The organism is Mangrovibacter phragmitis, assembly GCF_001655675.1.
Lineage (GTDB): Bacteria > Pseudomonadota > Gammaproteobacteria > Enterobacterales > Enterobacteriaceae > Mangrovibacter > Mangrovibacter phragmitis.
The window spans coordinates 325,481-343,101 of record NZ_LYRP01000001.1 but is presented as its reverse complement, the minus strand read 5'-3'; the positions used below and the strand labels follow the sequence as shown (position 1 = coordinate 343,101).

Genomic DNA, 17,621 nt, shown 5'->3' with positions numbered 1-17,621 from the left:
GATAATGCAATGAAAGTTACCGTTTTTGGGATTGGGTATGTTGGTCTTGTTCAGGCGGCTGTACTTGCTGAAGTTGGTCACGATGTTATGTGTATCGATGTGGATGAAACCAAAGTAGAAAATCTGAAAAAAGGAGTTATCCCAATTTATGAGCCTGGCCTGACTCCATTAGTCATGAAAAACTATGAGGAAGGTCGCCTGCAATTCAGTACCGATGCGCAGGCTGGGGTGAGTCATGGTGTGATTCAGTTTATTGCGGTTGGTACACCTCCTGACGAAGACGGCTCGGCAGACCTTAAGTATGTCACGGCTGTTGCACGCACTATCGCGCAACATATGACTGCACACAAAGTAGTGCTGGACAAATCCACGGTGCCAGTAGGTACTGCGGAAAAAGTCCGTGACGCGATGCAGGCAGTGCTGAATGAGCGTGGTGTTGAATACCCGTTCGATGTTGTCTCTAACCCTGAGTTTCTCAAAGAAGGGGCAGCGGTAGCAGACTGTATGCGTCCTGAGCGTATTGTAATTGGTACGGACAATGATGAAGTGGTGAACATACTGCGTGAACTGTATGAACCTTTCAACCGTAACCATGATCGTATGATTTTGATGGATATCCGTAGCGCAGAACTGACGAAGTATGCCGCGAATTGCATGTTGGCTACGAAAATCAGTTTTATGAATGAAATTGCCAACCTTGCTGAGCAATTAGGTGCGGATATAGAAAAAGTGCGTCAGGGAATTGGGTCTGATTCCCGTATTGGATATCACTTTATTTATCCCGGTTGCGGATATGGTGGTTCCTGCTTCCCGAAAGATGTGCAGGCATTGATTCGTACTTCTGAGCAGATTGGTTACACGCCGCGTTTGTTGCAGGCTGTCGAAACTGTAAACAATGAGCAGAAGAAAAAGCTGCCCACTTTTGTTGTTCGCCATTTCGGTGAAGACTTGAAAGGTAAAACCTTTGCTGTGTGGGGGTTATCATTCAAGCCTAACACCGATGATATGCGTGAAGCATCCAGCCGTGTTTTACTGGAAACGCTGTGGTCAAAAGGTGCCAAAGTGCAGGCGTTTGACCCGGAAGCAATGGATGAAGCTCAGCGTATCTATGGTCACCGGGATGATTTGTCATTAATGGGTACCAAAGAAGCGGCGTTGCACAATGCAGATGCGCTTATTATTTGTACTGAATGGCAGAATTTTAGGGCGCCGGACTTCGATTTATTAAAAAATACACTCAAACACCCAGTTATCTTTGATGGTCGTAACCTGTATGATCCAGAGAGATTGAATAAGCGTGGCTTCGTTTATTATGCGATTGGTCGCGGAGAATCAATTAATCTGAAAAAATAACGAGGGTTGTATGAAATTTCTGGTAACCGGTGCAGCGGGATTTATTGGGTTCCATGTCTGTAAGCGACTCCTGGCGGCCGGTCACCAGGTTATCGGTCTCGATAACCTGAATGACTATTATGATGTCAGTCTCAAACAGGCTCGCATCGATTTACTGACACCGCACACAGCATTCCAGTTTGAAAAAATAGACCTCGCAGACAGGCAGTCGATAGCAACATTCTTTGCTGAGGGAAATTTCGAACGGGTAATCCATCTTGCAGCACAAGCTGGGGTACGTTATTCCCTGGAAAACCCACATGCTTACGCAGATGCAAATCTGGCTGGTCATTTGAATATCCTTGAAGGATGCCGTCATAACCAGGTTAAACATCTTTTATATGCATCCTCCAGCTCAGTTTATGGTCTTAACCGAAAATTACCGTTCTCTGTGAATGATGCCGTTGATCATCCGGTATCACTCTATGCAGCTACAAAGAAAGCAAATGAACTGATGTCTCACAGTTATGCTCATTTATATGGCATTCCTGTTACCGGTCTGCGTTTTTTTACGGTATATGGTCCCTGGGGACGGCCCGATATGGCATTGTTCAAATTCACTAAAGCCATACTGGAAGATAAAGCAATTGATGTATATAACCACGGCAAAATGCGCCGTGACTTTACTTACATTGATGACATCGTAGAGGCTATCTTCCGTTTACAGGATATTGTGCCTAAGCCTAATCCTGAGTGGACCGTGGAGTCTGGTAGCCCTGCCGAAAGTTCAGCGCCATACCGGGTATACAATATTGGTAACAGCTCATCTGTAGCGTTGATGGATTATATTTCTGCGCTGGAGAAAGCTCTGGGTAAAACTGCCAGAAAGAATATGCTGCCGATGCAGGCGGGTGATGTGTTAGAGACCAGTGCTGATACACATGATCTTTACAACACAATCGGTTTTAAGCCACAGATGTCAGTGGAAGAGGGTGTAAAACATTTCGTCGACTGGTACCGCGCGTTTTATCATCAGTAAGTCTCAGTATGCCTTTCACGTTTTGAGGGGCATACATTGCAGAATATGAACAACAGATGTGAATTTGCACCATAAGCTGAAGTATTAAATATATCTGCTGTTTACATCAGCAACAAAAAAAGAACCGCCATGCGGTTCTTTTTTTATCAGTACAGCAAGAGATAATTTGATTATTCTTTAATCAGGAAATCATCCAGGCTTTTGCCTTGTTCATCCATTGCTTTTTTGATAACAGCTGGTGTACGACCCTGACCTGTCCAGGTTTTGGTTTCGCCGTTTTCATCAACATAGCTATATTTAGCAGGACGTGCAGCACGTTTAGCTTTGCCGGTGGTTTTACCGCTGCTCATTGAGTTCAGCAGTTCATTCGGATCAATACCATCAGCAATCAGCATTTCGCGATATTGCTGCAGCTTACGAGTACGTTCTTCAATTTCAGCTGCTGCTGCGCTTTCTTCTTCGCGGCGTTCATTTACGACAACTTCTAATTTTTCCAGCATCTCTTCCAGAGTTTCCAGAGTACATTCTCTGGCCTGCGCACGAAGAGTACGGATGTTGTTCAGAATTTTAAGTGCTTCGCTCATTGTAGTAATCTCAAACTTATATTGGGGGTGGCTTGTTGGGCTAATAATAGAGCCTTAATTTATACAGTGCAATAGGTGTGAATGTAAGGAAATCAAAATAACGCGATATGCATCCATTTTTTAACTAATAACTTAAAGAAATGACCGTTATAAAAACCCATGCGCAGGGACTATCAGCAACATCCCTTTTCCCATTATGGCTAATACAAAACACGTTTTGTAATAGAATTTAGCTTCTTCAATATCACTCTTTTGTATTATCTATAGATTTAGCCACTTAGATTGTTAAGACTTTCATTATGGAAAATTACTTTTCCATTCAGTTAGTAGCATCAATACGGTGCATAAATTCACCATCGCGGGTGGTTTCTCTTTGTCTCACGCTGATTCGCCGTAATGGATTCTTTGCGCTGCTTACAAAAAGGAGGCTGTATGGAGAGTAATCACATTACAGATGTGTCTGCAGAAACGAGTGATGACAGGCAAATTTTCTCCAGTGAATATAAAATAAATGTTACGCCCCAATCCCCATTGTATGGACGAGGAAAAAACGCCACAGTGACAGGAGTATGGTAAACTACGCGCGTATCGTGTGTTGAAAGGTTTATTCATTCATGGCTCAGCTCTATTTTTACTATTCTGCAATGAATGCCGGGAAATCAACGGCATTGCTGCAATCTGCTTACAATTACCACGAACGTGGTATGCGTAGTCTGGTATATACAGCAGAAATTGATGATCGCTTTGGTGCTGGTAAAGTGAGCTCGCGTATAGGTCTGTCTTCGCCCGCTCAGCTGTATAATAATACTACGGATCTATTCACTGAAATTCGTGATTCTGCCGCGCTGTCACCATTACACTGTGTACTGGTTGATGAAAGTCAATTTTTGACGCGTGAGCAAGTTCGTCAATTGTCTGACGTGGTTGATAACCTGGATATTCCTGTACTGTGTTATGGATTACGGACTGATTTTCGTGGGGAATTATTTAGCGGGAGTCAATATTTGCTCGCATGGTCAGATAAACTGGTTGAGCTGAAAACTATTTGTTTTTGTGGTCGCAAGGCCAGTATGGTTTTACGGCTGGATCAATCCGGACGCCCATATAATGAAGGCCAGCAAGTCGTTATCGGCGGTAATGAGCGTTATGTATCCGTGTGCAGGAAACACTATAAAGATGCCATAGCCCTTGGCTCGTTGCCTGATATTCAGAAAAAGCTTAACAAAATCTAATAAGTTGCCTTGCTTAATCAGTGTTAATTAAATTTACCAGTGCTATACATTTTGGCCAGAATGGCGGTTTGATATGCCAATTGTCTGAATAGTGTGCTGGTACGTGAGCCGGGCACCAGACATGTGTCAGATTTGTCAGCCAAGTGACATACAGTGCCCCCCATGCTGAGTGGCAGCGTCTGGCGCACGTTATTTACTTGATTGCCGAATGGTATTAGCCCAGTCATCTTATAAATAGCTAATGGACTTTCGCAGGCGGGGTGTTGTTATCACTGGTGATGATATGGTTAGTTTCTGTGAGGGCAATTTGCTGGGAAAAAACTGCCTGAGTAAATACCAGGAGGCCGAACTATGGATACTGAATCCTTAAGGATTCACTTGAAAGAGCATCGGGGGATAAATTGATACTGTGCATACTGTTGCTGCCAGCGCATATTAGCCAAAGTGAACTGTATTTACTGTTAGAACCTTAATCAGGGTTGCAAAACAGGAGTGCGTTGTAGTAAAGACGATGCTTCACCTTTCTCCTCTAATCCACCAGATATCCATCTAATGGGCAATGAACGTCTGCCATCAGGCAAGCGTGTTTCTCAGCCGGGCCTGAACCAGAAAAAATAGCGGTGCAACCCCAAACCATATTTACCAGATAATGCAGGTAGATAGCCCGCTACTGGCAAAATCTGCCCATAAAACCGTAACGCCACACAGTGTGTTGTAAATGTGCCCGTCAGTGCGCAGGGCGTTCGCTGTGAAGCTATAAATTAACTGGTTGGGGAATAGCGCTAAAGAATGCCAGATATAAGTAATCATTGCGCCAGAGGCATTGTGGATTAGAGACAACCACTACAGTGAATGCAATGGGCACACATTCTGAGAACGTGATTTTGGCGCGCTGCAAGCGCTGAGAGAGAGAGCATTACTCGGTGTGACGAATAAAAAAGAACCCGCCGAAGCGGGTTCAAAATCCATGTCGTTTTAACCGATATTAAGCGGTTTTCTTGGCTTTTTTATCAGTTTTTTCTGCTTTAGGTGCAACTGCTTTTTCTGCTGGTTTACCTTCAACGTATTCACGTCCATAGAAAGTATCCAGGAGAATCTGTTTCAGTTCGGAAATCAGTGGGTAACGCGGGTTAGCGCCAGTACACTGGTCATCAAATGCATCTTCAGACAGTTTATCAACATGAGCAAGGAAGTCCGCTTCCTGAACGCCCGCTTCGCGGATTGACTTAGGAATACCCAGTTCAGCCTTGATGCTTTCCAGCCATGCAAGCAGTTTCTCGATTTTCGCAGCAGTGCGGTCACCAGGTGCGCTCAGCCCCAGATGGTCAGCAATTTCTGCATAACGACGGCGTGCCTGCGGACGGTCATACTGGCTGAAAGCAGTCTGTTTGGTTGGGTTATCGTTCGCGTTATAACGGATAACGTTAGCGATTAACAGAGCATTAGCCAGACCGTGAGGAATATGGAACTGTGAACCCAGTTTGTGAGCCATAGAGTGGCAAACACCCAGGAATGCGTTCGCAAACGCGATACCCGCGATGGTTGCTGCACTGTGAACACGTTCACGCGCTACCGGATTTTTAGAACCTTCGTGGTAAGAAGCTGGCAGGTTTTCTTTCAGCAGTTTCAGAGCCTGCAAAGCCTGACCATCAGAGAACTCAGATGCCAGCACAGAAACATAGGCTTCCAGTGCGTGGGTAACTGCATCAAGCCCGCCAAATGCGCACAAAGACTTCGGCATATCCATAACCAGGTTAGCATCGACAATGGCCATGTCAGGAGTCAGTGCGTAATCGGCTAACGGATATTTCTGACCAGTAGCGTCATCGGTCACTACAGCAAACGGAGTAACTTCAGAACCGGTACCGGAAGTGGTGGTGACCGCGATCATTTTCGCTTTCACACCCATTTTCGGGAATTTATAGATACGTTTACGGATATCCATGAAACGCAGAGCCAGTTCTTCGAAGTGAGTTTCCGGGTGCTCGTACATAACCCACATGATTTTAGCCGCATCCATCGGAGAACCACCACCCAGGGCGATGATAACGTCCGGTTTGAAGGAATTCGCCAGCTCAGCACCTTTACGAACAACTGTCAGTGTGGGGTCTGCTTCAACTTCAAAGAAGACTTCAGTTTCAACACCAGCAGCTTTCAGTACAGAAGTAATCTGGTCAGCATAACCATTATTGAACAAGAACCGGTCGGTCACGATCAGAGCACGTTTGTGACCATCAGTAATCACTTCATCTAACGCGACGGGCAGTGAACCACGGCGGAAGTAGATAGATTTCGGAAGTTTATGCCACAACATGTTTTCAGCTCGCTTAGCAACCGTTTTCTTGTTGATCAGGTGTTTAGGACCAACGTTTTCAGAGATGGAGTTACCACCCCAGGAACCACAACCCAGTGTCAGGGAAGGTGCGAGTTTGAAGTTGTACAGGTCACCAATACCACCCTGTGAAGCCGGGGTGTTGATCAGAATACGTGCAGTTTTCATCATTTGACCGAAGAAAGCGACACGTTCTGGCTGGTTGTCCTGGTCGGTGTACAGGCAGGATGTGTGACCGATACCACCCATCGCAACCAATTTTTCTGCTTTCTCAACAGCATCTTCAAAGTCTTTCGCACGGTACATTGCCAGAGTAGGGGACAATTTTTCGTGTGCAAAGGGCTCGCTGTCATCAACGACGGACACTTCACCAATCAAAATTTTAGTGGTTTCTGGCACAGTGAAACCAGCAAGTTCAGCAATTTTCACCGCTGGTTGACCAACAATGGCGGCATTCAGTGCGCCATTTTTCAGGATAATGTCCTGAACGGCCTTAAGTTCTTTACCTTGCAGCATGTAACCGCCATGGCTGGCAAAACGCTCACGCACTGCATCATATACAGAATCAACAACAACCACTGACTGTTCAGAAGCACAAATTACGCCGTTATCGAATGTTTTTGACATCAGTACAGATGCGACAGCGCGTTTGACATCTGCGGTTTCATCGATAACCACTGGGGTGTTACCTGCACCTACACCAATTGCAGGTTTACCTGAACTGTAAGCCGCTTTAACCATACCCGGGCCACCCGTGGCGAGAATCAGGTTAATATCCGGGTGATGCATTAATGCGTTAGACAGTTCAACAGAAGGTTGGTCTATCCAGCCAATCAAATCTTTTGGCGCACCAGCTGCGATAGCAGCCTGCAGCACAACATCTGCAGCTTTATTGGTGGCGTCTTTTGCCCGAGGGTGCGGAGAGAAAATAATTGCGTTACGGGTTTTAAGGCTTATCAGGGACTTAAAGATAGCCGTAGACGTTGGGTTAGTAGTTGGGACGATGCCACAGATAATGCCGATAGGCTCAGCAATGGTCATGGTACCGAAAGTGTCGTCTACAGACAGAACACCACAGGTCTTCTCATCTTTATAGGCGTTATAGATATATTCAGAAGCAAAGTGGTTTTTAATCACTTTATCTTCAACAATGCCCATGCCGGATTCAGCAACGGCCATTTTAGCGAGTGGGATACGAGCATCTGCAGCAGCCAGAGCGGCGGCGCGGAAGATTTTATCTACTTGCTCTTGAGTAAAGTTGGCATATTCACGCTGGGCTTTTTTCACACGCTCTACGAGTGCGTTAAGTTCAGCGACATTAGTAACAGCCATAATGCTCTCCTGATAAATGTTAAACTCTTTTAGTAAACCAGCTGCCCGAGAGTCAGTATAGACAGCGCCAGTTGCATCAAGAAACCATCACTACCAACTATGTTCAGTTTTCTTTAACTTTCTGCTGATTTACTAAAAGAGCCTTACCTTCAACATTACCTGATTGGGTCACTGTTTTTTTCCCTGGCGGCAAATAGAGATTACTCACATATCAGGGGGTATTTCATGATCCAAGTCAATTTCTATTGAAGCTGACTCCTTTCAGCACAGGAAACGAACATATGTGTTAATGGTGGTTAATTTACTTACAAAACAATTATTTCACACTATCATATATGAAACATGTAGGTAACATGAATGCGGCTAAAATGTAACTTTTTCTAAGGTAATTGGATGAGAACAGTAAATCCCATAGTCTGTTGAAGGTTTTTCATTTAGAGTAGCGCAGCTATATTTGGCGCGTGAAGGGAGCTCTGCGTGACACAATCACTGTTCGATTTATCGACTTTTTTTAAGTTCTTTATTGGCCTGTTCGCTCTGGTCAACCCGGTTGGTATCATTCCTGTATTTATTAGTATGACCAGCTACCAGACTGCGGCGGCAAGAAATAAAACTAACCTGACAGCTAATCTGTCGGTAGCGATTATTTTGTGGACCTCGCTGTTCCTTGGCGATGGCATTCTGCAATTGTTTGGTATATCGATTGATTCGTTCCGTATTGCCGGGGGCATTCTGGTTGTCACTATTGCGATGTCGATGATCAGCGGGAAACTGGGCGAAGACAAGCAGAATAAACAAGAAAAATCAGAAACGGCCATCCGTGAAAGCGTGGGTGTAGTTCCGCTGGCGTTACCGTTAATGGCTGGGCCGGGTGCTATTAGTTCTACTATTGTTTGGGGAACGCGCTACCACACATGGACTTATATGCTGGGTTTTTCTTTGTCGATTGCCCTCTTTGCTGTGTGCTGCTGGTTAATTTTCCGTCTTGCTCCCTGGCTGGTCCGTTTTTTAGGGCAAACGGGTATCAACGTTATCACCCGTATCATGGGACTGTTACTGATGTCACTGGGTATTGAGTTTATTGTCACCGGGGTGCGTGCGCTTTTCCCCGGCCTTCTCGGATAAAATTTTTACAGCCTTGATCACAAAAGCGGAAAAACATATTCCGCTTTTTACTTCCTGTGGCGTACATCACCTTGTCTTTCATTGCACTCACCACGTATAAAACAGTCTGCTTACTATAAGTGAAACTTTTGAAAACACGTTAATTAGTAGCAATGCTGATTAATAATCAGGCGTCCAGTTTGTTATTTTAATGACACAACAAATTGGCTCTTGCTGGGACTTTCCTGAAATGATATTAGTAAAACTCACCTTCGCGCAGACGAATGCACTAAAAATAAGCAGTTGTTAAGTTTTTTGTGGAAAATGGGTGGTGTTACAATTTTTACAAATGCACATGGCTCATCCCGTATTTTTTAACTCTCTGTAATTACAAGGATTGTTCTTCCTTTTAGTGTGTTTTGCGGAAGGGAATTGTGAACGCGTTCTTGTAATGAATGCCTCCCTGGTTAACAAATCTGCAAATAGTATTAGCCTGGTACGAGTGGGTTTGTTACTTTCCGCCAGAAAAGTTGTCAGGGCATCGTATCAACCAGACTGATGCACCTGAACATAAGTCCCCCCGCCTTTATGACAGGAAAGGTGAGGTGGGAAAGAATCGACACAGGCGGTACTTACAGGTACGGCCGGTAATAAATGAAGTCGGTGATAGCAGTAAAACAACAATAACCTGGCAGACGCGAAAGCTCCTGCGCTGTACAGGTCCCCAAAGGGGAAAACAGTCTGGCTGTAAAAGTCAGTAATTATAATGAGTGGAGTATCAACACAATGTCCGTCATCACGAAAAAAAATCTGGTAGCTGCAGGGATTTTTACTGCGCTATTTGCTGGTAATGTCGCAATGGCTGCGAATGTGCCAGCAGGTGTTCAACTTGCAGAAAAACAAACACTGGTTCGCAATAATGGGGCCGAAATCCAGTCTCTGGATCCGCATAAAATTGAAGGTGTACCGGAAGCTAACGTCAGCCGCGATCTGTTTGAAGGCCTGCTGATTACTGACTTGCAAGGGCACGCCATCCCGGGTGTTGCAGAAAAATGGGAAAATAAAGATTTTAAAGTCTGGACTTTCCACCTGCGTAAAGACGCAAAATGGTCTAATGGTGAGCCGGTTACCGCACAAGATTTTGTTTACAGCTGGGAACGCCTGGCTGACCCGAAAACAGCATCTCCTTATGAGAGCTACCTGCAATATGGCCACGTAGCCAATATTGACGATATTATTGCCGGGAAAAAAGCGCCAGATACCCTGGGCGTTAAAGCACTGGATGACCATACACTGGAAGTCACACTGAGTGAGCCGGTGCCTTATTTCTATAAATTGTTAGTTCACGCATCGTTGTCTCCGGTACCAAAAGCCGCAATTGAAAAATACGGTGAAAAGTGGACTCAGCCGGGTAACATCGTCACTAACGGTGCTTACACCCTGAAAGACTGGGTTGTGAACGAACGTATCGATCTGGTGCGTAACCCGCAATACTGGAATAATGCCAAAACGGTAATTAACCAGGTAACCTACCTGCCAATTTCTTCAGAAGTTACTGATGTTAACCGCTATCGCAGCGGTGAAATTGACATGACCTACAACCAGTTACCGATTGAGCTGTTCCAGAAACTGAAGAAAGAAATCCCCAATCAGGTCCATGTTGACCCGTATCTGTGCACTTATTACTACGAAATCAACAACCAAAAACCGCCGTTCAATGATGTGCGCGTTCGTACCGCGCTGAAGCTGAGCCTGGATCGCGATATCATTGTCAATAAAGTGAAAAACCAGGGCGATCTGCCTGCGTATGGTTATACACCGCCGTATACTGATGGTGCGAAGCTGACTCAACCTGCATGGTTTGGCTGGAGCCAGGCGAAACGTAATGAGGAAGCGCGTAAATTGTTGGCAGAAGCAGGCTTTACTAAAGATAAGCCGCTGTCTTTCGACCTGCTTTACAATACGTCTGATCTGCATAAAAAACTGGCTATCGCGGTTTCTTCTATCTGGAAGAAAAACATCGGTGCCAATGTCAGGCTGGATAACCAGGAATGGAAAACATTCCTCGACAGCCGTCATCAGGGGAACTTTTCTGTCGCTCGTGCAGGCTGGTGTGCGGATTATAATGAACCGAGCTCCTTCCTGAACACCATGCTGTCCGACAGCTCTAACAACACAGCACACTATAAGAGTGCAGCCTTTGACAAGATAATGGCTGATACGCTGAAAGTGAAAACAGAAGAAGAACGTGCTGAGTTGTATAACAAAGCAGAGCAACAGCTGGACAAAGATTCCGTCATTGTCCCGGTCTATTACTATGTTAACGCGCGCCTGGTGAAACCCTGGGTTGGTGGTTATACCGGTAAAGACCCTCTTGATAATGTGTATGTGAAAGATTTGTACATTATCAAACATTAATGGCCGTTTGTGAGGCGGAGCGTTTGCTCTGCCTCACTGTGTCTTATTTCATCGCAGTGCAAAGGCACACGCCAGAAGGTACGGGCAATGTTGAAATTTATTTTACGTCGCTGTCTGGAAGCAATTCCGACACTTTTTATTCTTATTACTATTTCCTTCTTTATGATGCGCCTGGCTCCGGGAAGTCCATTTACCGGGGAGCGCAACCTGCCGCCAGAAGTGATGGCGAACATCGAAGCGAAGTATCATCTCAATGATCCAATGATGACTCAGTATTTTCATTATTTGAAACAACTGGCTCATGGCGATTTTGGTCCTTCGTTCAAATATAAAGATTACAGTGTCAATGATTTGGTCGCTGCATCATTCCCGGTTTCAGCAAAACTGGGTGCGGCTGCTTTCTTGTTGGCTATTGTGCTGGGTGTTACCGCTGGGGTGATTGCCGCACTCAAACAGAACAGTAAATGGGATTACATCGTCATGAGTTTTGCCATGACAGGTGTGGTTATTCCCAGTTTTGTTGTCGCGCCACTGCTGGTCATGATCTTTGCTATTACATTGCGGTGGCTGCCAGGCGGTGGCTGGAATGGAGGCGAATTCAAATATATGTTGCTGCCAATGGTGGCACTTTCGCTGTCCTATATTTCCAGTATCGCGCGTATTACGCGTGGCTCAATGATTGAAGTGTTGCACTCTAACTTCATTCGTACCGCGCGTGCTAAAGGTCTGCCCATGCGCCGCATTGTGATGCGCCATGCACTGAAGCCTGCTTTATTACCTGTGCTCTCTTATATGGGGCCAGCATTTGTGGGGATTATCACGGGTTCGATGGTGATTGAGACAATTTACGGTTTACCGGGGATTGGTCAGTTGTTTGTTAACGGTGCACTGAACCGCGACTACTCACTGGTACTAAGCCTGACGATTTTAGTCGGTGCCCTGACGATTGTTTTTAACGCTATTGTCGATGTGCTTTATGCGGTTATCGACCCAAAAATTCGTTATTGATGCTGGAGTGAGCCAAATGTTGAGCAAGAAAAACAGTGAGGCCCTGGAAAACTTCAGCGAGAAGCTTGAAGTGGAAGGGCGTAGCTTATGGCAGGATGCGCGGCGGCGTTTTATTCATAACCGTGCTGCAGTGGCAAGTCTGGTGGTACTGGTACTCATAGCACTCTTTGTTACCTTTGCCCCAATGTTGTCATCTTTTACTTATTTTGATACTGACTGGAACATGATGTCCAGCGGGCCAGATTTCGCTTCTGGCCACTATTTCGGTACTGACTCATCAGGCCGTGACCTGCTGGTGCGTGTGGCGATTGGTGGGCGAATTTCCCTGATGGTTGGGGTGTCTGCTGCACTGGTCGCCGTGATACTGGGCACGTTGTATGGTTCACTCTCAGGCTATCTGGGGGGGAAAGTTGACTCGGTAATGATGCGTCTGCTGGAGATCCTTAACTCCTTCCCGTTCATGTTCTTCGTCATTTTGCTGGTTACCTTCTTTGGGCAAAACATCCTGCTGATTTTTGTGGCAATCGGCATGGTTTCCTGGCTGGATATGGCGCGTATTGTCCGTGGGCAGACTCTGAGCCTCAAACGCAAAGAGTTTATTGAAGCCGCTCAGGTTGGTGGTGTATCTACCGGTAATATCGTCATCCGCCACATTGTGCCAAACGTTCTGGGTGTGGTGGTGGTTTATGCCTCGTTGCTGGTTCCCAGCATGATCCTGTTTGAATCCTTCCTTAGTTTCCTTGGGTTAGGTACGCAGGAACCGTTAAGCAGTTGGGGCGCTTTGTTGAGCGATGGCGCGAACTCAATGGAGGTTTCACCGTGGTTATTGTTATTCCCGGCGGGTTTCCTGGTAGTGACGCTGTTTTGTTTTAACTTCATTGGCGATGGCCTGCGTGATGCCCTCGACCCGAAAGACCGTTAAGGAGTACCCATGGCTTTACTTATTAATTCTGTAGTGGGTGCATCCCCGTTAGCGGGTGAGTCCTTATTAAATGTAAAAGACCTGCGGGTAACGTTTGGTACACCGGATGGCGATGTTACTGCGGTTAATGATTTGAACTTTACCCTGAATGCCGGTGAAACGCTGGGGATTGTGGGTGAGTCTGGTTCGGGTAAATCACAAACAGCATTTGCTTTGATGGGCTTACTGGCTTCAAACGGGCGCATTGATGGTTCTGCCACATTTGGGGGGCGAGAAATTCTTAACCTGCCGGAGCATGAACTGAACCGCTTGCGTGCGGAACAGATCTCCATGATTTTTCAGGATCCAATGACGTCCCTTAACCCTTATATGCGTGTGGGTGAGCAATTGATGGAAGTGCTCATGTTGCATAAAAAGATGAGCAAAACGGAGGCGTACGAAGAATCAGTGCGTATGCTTGATGCGGTCAAAATGCCTGAGGCGCGTAAGCGCATGAGAATGTATCCTCATGAATTCTCAGGCGGAATGCGCCAGCGCGTAATGATAGCCATGGCATTGTTATGCCGGCCAAAACTGCTGATTGCTGATGAACCCACCACAGCACTGGATGTAACTGTCCAGGCGCAAATAATGACCTTATTGAATGAACTGAAACATGAATTTAATACCGCTATTATCATGATCACTCATGACCTCGGTGTTGTTGCGGGTATCTGTGACAAAGTGCTGGTGATGTATGCCGGGCGCACCATGGAATATGGCAGTGCCAGAGATGTATTCTACCACCCGTCACATCCTTATTCTTTGGGGTTGCTGAGTGCTGTACCGCGTCTTGATAAAGAAGGTGCTGCACTGGATACCATCCCCGGTAACCCGCCAAACCTGTTGAGACTACCTAAAGGTTGTCCGTTCCAGCCGCGTTGCCCATATGCCTCGGAAGGTTGTGAGAATACGCCGCCGCTGGAATCTTTTGGTGAAGGTCGGTTACGTGCCTGCTTTAGGTCAGTGGAGGAGTTGGTATGAACGCGCTGACAGAAGAAAAAAAAGTACTGCTCGAAATTAGTGACCTGAAAGTCCATTTCGATATCCGTGACAGCAAACAGTGGTTTTGGCAACCCGCTAAAACCCTGAAAGCGGTGGATGGGGTGACCCTGCGGCTGTATGAAGGTGAAACACTCGGTGTGGTAGGCGAATCCGGGTGTGGTAAATCCACCTTTGCCCGCGCAATTATCGGACTGGTGAAAGCCACTGAAGGGCACGTTGCCTGGTTGGGTAAAAACCTGACTGGCATGAACCAGGAACAGTGGCGTGAAGTGCGCAGCGATATTCAGATGATCTTCCAGGACCCGCTGGCTTCCCTTAACCCACGAATGACAATTGGCGATATCATTGCTGAACCGTTACGGACGTATCACCCGAAGATGCCTCGCCAGGAAGTAAGAGACCGGGTGAAAGCGATGATGATGAAAGTGGGGCTGTTACCAAACCTGGTAAACCGTTACCCGCATGAGTTTTCAGGTGGACAGTGCCAGCGCATTGGTATTGCCAGGGCACTTATCCTTGAACCCAAACTTATCATTTGTGATGAGCCGGTTTCAGCCCTTGATGTTTCTATTCAGGCACAGGTCGTTAACCTGTTGCAGCAACTGCAGCGGGAAATGGGGTTGTCTTTGATTTTTATTGCCCACGACCTGGCAGTGGTAAAACATATCTCCGACCGGGTACTGGTTATGTATCTGGGGCATGCCGTAGAGTTGGGGACTTACGATGAGGTCTATAACAATCCTTTGCACCCGTACACCAGAGCGTTGATGTCAGCCGTGCCGGTGCCAGACCCTGATCAGGAGCGGAACAAAACTATACAACTGCTGGAAGGAGAATTGCCGTCACCAATCAATCCGCCTTCAGGTTGTGTGTTCCGTACCCGTTGCCCTATGGCTGGCCCCGAATGTGCCAAAACACGGCCTGTTCTCGAAGGAAGTTTCCGCCATGCGGTTTCCTGCCTGAAGGTTGACCCGCTGTAAAAAGACCCGGCCTGTGCGGCTGTCTAGTGCGAATAAAAAACCTGAATGTTTAACGCATTCAGGTTTTTTTTCAGGCTGAGCCGTTATAACCAGAGCAATTATTCACGCCACAGAATATGGCACAGTTTATGGTTTTTCTCGCGGCACAGAAGAATACGTGCAAACACATCGTTCAGTTCGCCGCCATCTTCTTCTGCGAGGCCAATAACAACCTCTGAGAAGAAGTCTGGATTCAGATCGAAATCGACATGCTCCGACCATTCTTCTGATGGGTCAAAGAGCTCAGCGCCGCCACGTTCCTCAAACTGGAGATTAAATAAAATGATGTCTGCAGGGTCCAGATTATCGCCCGCCAGCTCCAGAAAAATATCATAGGCCTGCTCAAGAGTTTCATCTTCAGTAAGGCGGTTATTCAGGTCCATATCCATTTTTATACATCCGCAGTCATAGGCTTTGGGGGCCTTTTTACAACAATGGGCTAAAGAAGTAAAATACTCGCTCAGTTATTCGTTGCCACAGTGGCCGTTTAACCCAGTCTCTGGCATTAAGCAAGGTAGAGCGCGAGATATAGTCATCCTGAACAGCCGCCAAATCGTTGCCAAACCCCTGGTCATCTATCACCAGAGTAATTTCAAAATTCAGCCATAAACTACGCATATCCAGATTAACGGTGCCAACAAGGCTGAGTTCGTCATCAACCAGTACACTTTTCGTATGCAGAAGACCGCCTTCAAACTGATAGATCCTGACGCCAGCAGCCAGTAATTCAGCAAAAAAAGCCCGGCTGGCCCAGCCAACCAGCAGCGAATCATTTTTCTTAGGTAAAATCAGGCTGACATTCACCCCACGCAGGGCAGCTGTGCAAATCGCATGTAAAAGATCGTCACTAGGAACAAAATAAGGGGTGGTGAGCACCAGATTCTCGCGGGCGGCGTAGACGGCTGTTAACAAGGCCTGATGTATCAAGTCTTCCGGGAAGCCGGGGCCTGATGCAATAGTCTGTATTGTGTGACCACTGGCTTCTTCAAAGGGCATGATATTCGCATCCGGTGGGGGAGGCAGAAGCCGCTTTCCGGTTTCGATTTCCCAGTCGCAGGAGTAAACAATGCCCATTGTTGTAGCGATAGGCCCTTCCATGCGAGCCATCAAATCCACCCACTGGCCTACGCCTGCATCCTGTTTGAAGTAGCGCGGATCAACCAGGTTCATACTGCCCGTGTAAGCAATATAATTATCAATCATGACCATTTTCCGGTGCTGGCGTAAGTCCATACGCCGCAGGAAAACACGCATCAGGTTTACTTTAAGTGACTCGACTACATCAATACCGGCATTGCGCATCATGGCGGGCCAGGGGCTGCGAAAGAATGCCAGACTTCCCGCAGAATCAAGCATCAGGCGGCAATGTACACCACGACGTGCGGCAGCCATCAACGATTCGGCCACTTCATCAGCAAGGCCACCTGGATTCCAAATATAGAAAACCATCTCGATATTATGCCGGGATAACTGGATATCTCGGATCAGAGCATGCATGACATCATCTGTCTCTGTCAGCAACTGAAGCTGGTTACCTTTAACGCCGCCCACACCCTGGCGACGTTCGCACAACTGGAATAATGATTCCGCCACTGTGCTGTTTTCATCGGCAAAGATATGTTTACTCTCTTTTAAGGCTTTTAACCAGTTAGCCGTGGAAGGCCACATGTCACGAGCCCGTTCAGCACGACGTTTCCCTAAGTGCAGTTCACCAAATGACAGGTAAGCGATGACACCAACCAGTGGGAGAATATAAATAACGAGCAGCCAGGCCATTGCAGAAGGTACAGCGCGGCGTTTCATCAAAATACGCAATGTTACACTGGCAATCAGAAGCCAGTAGCCCAAAATCACCAGCCAGTTTGCCAGCGTATAGAGCGTCGCCATAGGTAAAAAATCCTTTATCTTCCGTATACTTTTGAGTGTACGCACAAGATTGTGCTTCTCAAAGAAAAAAACGGGTGAAAACAGCTTTTCGGGCAATTACCTGGGCGTATAATACCCTTACTTGTTGTATTGTGAGCCAATATGAAATGAGACACAGTCGTACAGAGGTTGGGCGTTGGCGGATGTTACGCCAGTCCCAGCGGAGAAAAACCCGCTGGCTGGAAGCGCAATCCCGCCGGAACATGCGTATTCACGCAATCCGCAAATGTATCGTTAATCGTCAGCGCAATTCTTTGCTGTTTTCAGTCTACGATATTTAGCCTGCCGGGCACGTTATGTGCCCGATTTTAAAAGTTATCTTTTTTAAG

The 17,621-nt window shown here is 46.5% G+C and carries 14 protein-coding genes; 10 read left to right on the top strand and 4 right to left on the bottom strand.

Annotation, left to right across the window (positions count from 1 at the left end; genetic code table 11):
* The first annotated feature begins 9 nt into the window (after window positions 1-9).
* Entirely contained in the window at window positions 10-1,353 is a 1,344-nt protein-coding gene (locus A9B99_RS01485; protein WP_064593967.1) for a UDP-glucose dehydrogenase family protein, read from the top strand.
* A gap of 10 nt (window positions 1,354-1,363) precedes the next feature.
* Complete coding sequence (locus A9B99_RS01480; RefSeq protein ID WP_064593965.1) at window positions 1,364-2,371, top strand: NAD-dependent epimerase; 1,008 nt, start codon at window positions 1,364-1,366, stop codon at window positions 2,369-2,371.
* Between the two features lie 170 nt (window positions 2,372-2,541).
* On the opposite strand, the gene hns is transcribed toward A9B99_RS01480, so the two are convergent.
* The gene (gene hns / locus A9B99_RS01475; protein ID WP_036105313.1) at window positions 2,542-2,955 is read right to left on the bottom strand and encodes a histone-like nucleoid-structuring protein H-NS; all 414 of its coding nucleotides are present in this window, start codon (window positions 2,953-2,955) and stop codon (window positions 2,542-2,544) included.
* A 614-nt stretch (window positions 2,956-3,569) separates the two neighbouring features.
* On the opposite strand from hns, the gene tdk reads away from it, so the two are divergent.
* Window positions 3,570-4,187 (top strand): thymidine kinase, encoded by a 618-nt coding sequence (tdk, locus tag A9B99_RS01470; protein ID WP_064593963.1) that lies wholly within the window; start codon window positions 3,570-3,572, stop codon window positions 4,185-4,187.
* A gap of 985 nt (window positions 4,188-5,172) precedes the next feature.
* On the opposite strand, the gene adhE is transcribed toward tdk, so the two are convergent.
* On the bottom strand, window positions 5,173-7,851 hold the full coding sequence (gene adhE, locus A9B99_RS01465) for a bifunctional acetaldehyde-CoA/alcohol dehydrogenase (RefSeq protein WP_064593962.1): 2,679 nt from the start codon (window positions 7,849-7,851) through the stop codon (window positions 5,173-5,175).
* Window positions 7,852-8,328: 477 nt separating this feature from the next.
* Here adhE and A9B99_RS01460 point away from each other — a divergent pair, with 477 nt between their 5' ends.
* The 6 genes from A9B99_RS01460 to oppF all read left to right on the top strand — a co-directional run bounded on the left by A9B99_RS01460 (window position 8,329) and on the right by oppF (window position 15,327).
* The gene (locus A9B99_RS01460; protein ID WP_064593960.1) at window positions 8,329-8,976 is read left to right on the top strand and encodes a YchE family NAAT transporter; all 648 of its coding nucleotides are present in this window, start codon (window positions 8,329-8,331) and stop codon (window positions 8,974-8,976) included.
* Between the two features lie 765 nt (window positions 8,977-9,741).
* On the top strand, window positions 9,742-11,373 hold the full coding sequence (gene oppA, locus A9B99_RS01455; protein WP_064593958.1) for an oligopeptide ABC transporter substrate-binding protein OppA: 1,632 nt from the start codon (window positions 9,742-9,744) through the stop codon (window positions 11,371-11,373).
* An 87-nt stretch (window positions 11,374-11,460) separates the two neighbouring features.
* Entirely contained in the window at window positions 11,461-12,381 is a 921-nt protein-coding gene (gene oppB / locus A9B99_RS01450; protein ID WP_064593956.1) for an oligopeptide ABC transporter permease OppB, read from the top strand.
* Window positions 12,382-12,397: 16 nt separating this feature from the next.
* Window positions 12,398-13,303 carry an oligopeptide ABC transporter permease OppC gene (gene oppC, locus A9B99_RS01445; RefSeq protein ID WP_064593954.1) on the top strand — a complete coding sequence of 302 codons (906 nt, stop codon included), beginning with the start codon at window positions 12,398-12,400 and terminating at the stop codon, window positions 13,301-13,303.
* Between the two features lie 9 nt (window positions 13,304-13,312).
* Window positions 13,313-14,326 (top strand): ABC transporter ATP-binding protein, encoded by a 1,014-nt coding sequence (gene oppD / locus A9B99_RS01440; RefSeq protein ID WP_064593952.1) that lies wholly within the window; start codon window positions 13,313-13,315, stop codon window positions 14,324-14,326.
* Window positions 14,323-15,327 carry a murein tripeptide/oligopeptide ABC transporter ATP binding protein OppF gene (gene oppF / locus A9B99_RS01435; protein WP_064593950.1) on the top strand — a complete coding sequence of 335 codons (1,005 nt, stop codon included), beginning with the start codon at window positions 14,323-14,325 and terminating at the stop codon, window positions 15,325-15,327. The genes oppD and oppF overlap by 4 nt, the downstream gene beginning before the upstream one ends.
* 98 nt (window positions 15,328-15,425) lie before the next feature.
* Here oppF and A9B99_RS01430 read toward each other — a convergent pair whose 3' ends face one another.
* Window positions 15,426-15,755, bottom strand: a complete 330-nt coding sequence (locus tag A9B99_RS01430; RefSeq protein WP_064593948.1) for an HI1450 family dsDNA-mimic protein — start codon at window positions 15,753-15,755, stop codon at window positions 15,426-15,428.
* A gap of 37 nt (window positions 15,756-15,792) precedes the next feature.
* Window positions 15,793-17,253, bottom strand: coding sequence for a cardiolipin synthase (gene cls / locus A9B99_RS01425; protein ID WP_064593946.1), 1,461 nt, complete (start codon window positions 17,251-17,253; stop codon window positions 15,793-15,795).
* Window positions 17,254-17,399: 146 nt separating this feature from the next.
* On the opposite strand from cls, the gene A9B99_RS01420 reads away from it, so the two are divergent.
* A complete protein-coding gene (locus A9B99_RS01420) occupies window positions 17,400-17,573 on the top strand; it encodes a YciY family protein (RefSeq protein WP_156518968.1) in 174 nt (57 codons plus the stop codon).
* The last annotated feature ends 48 nt before the right edge of the window (window positions 17,574-17,621 follow it).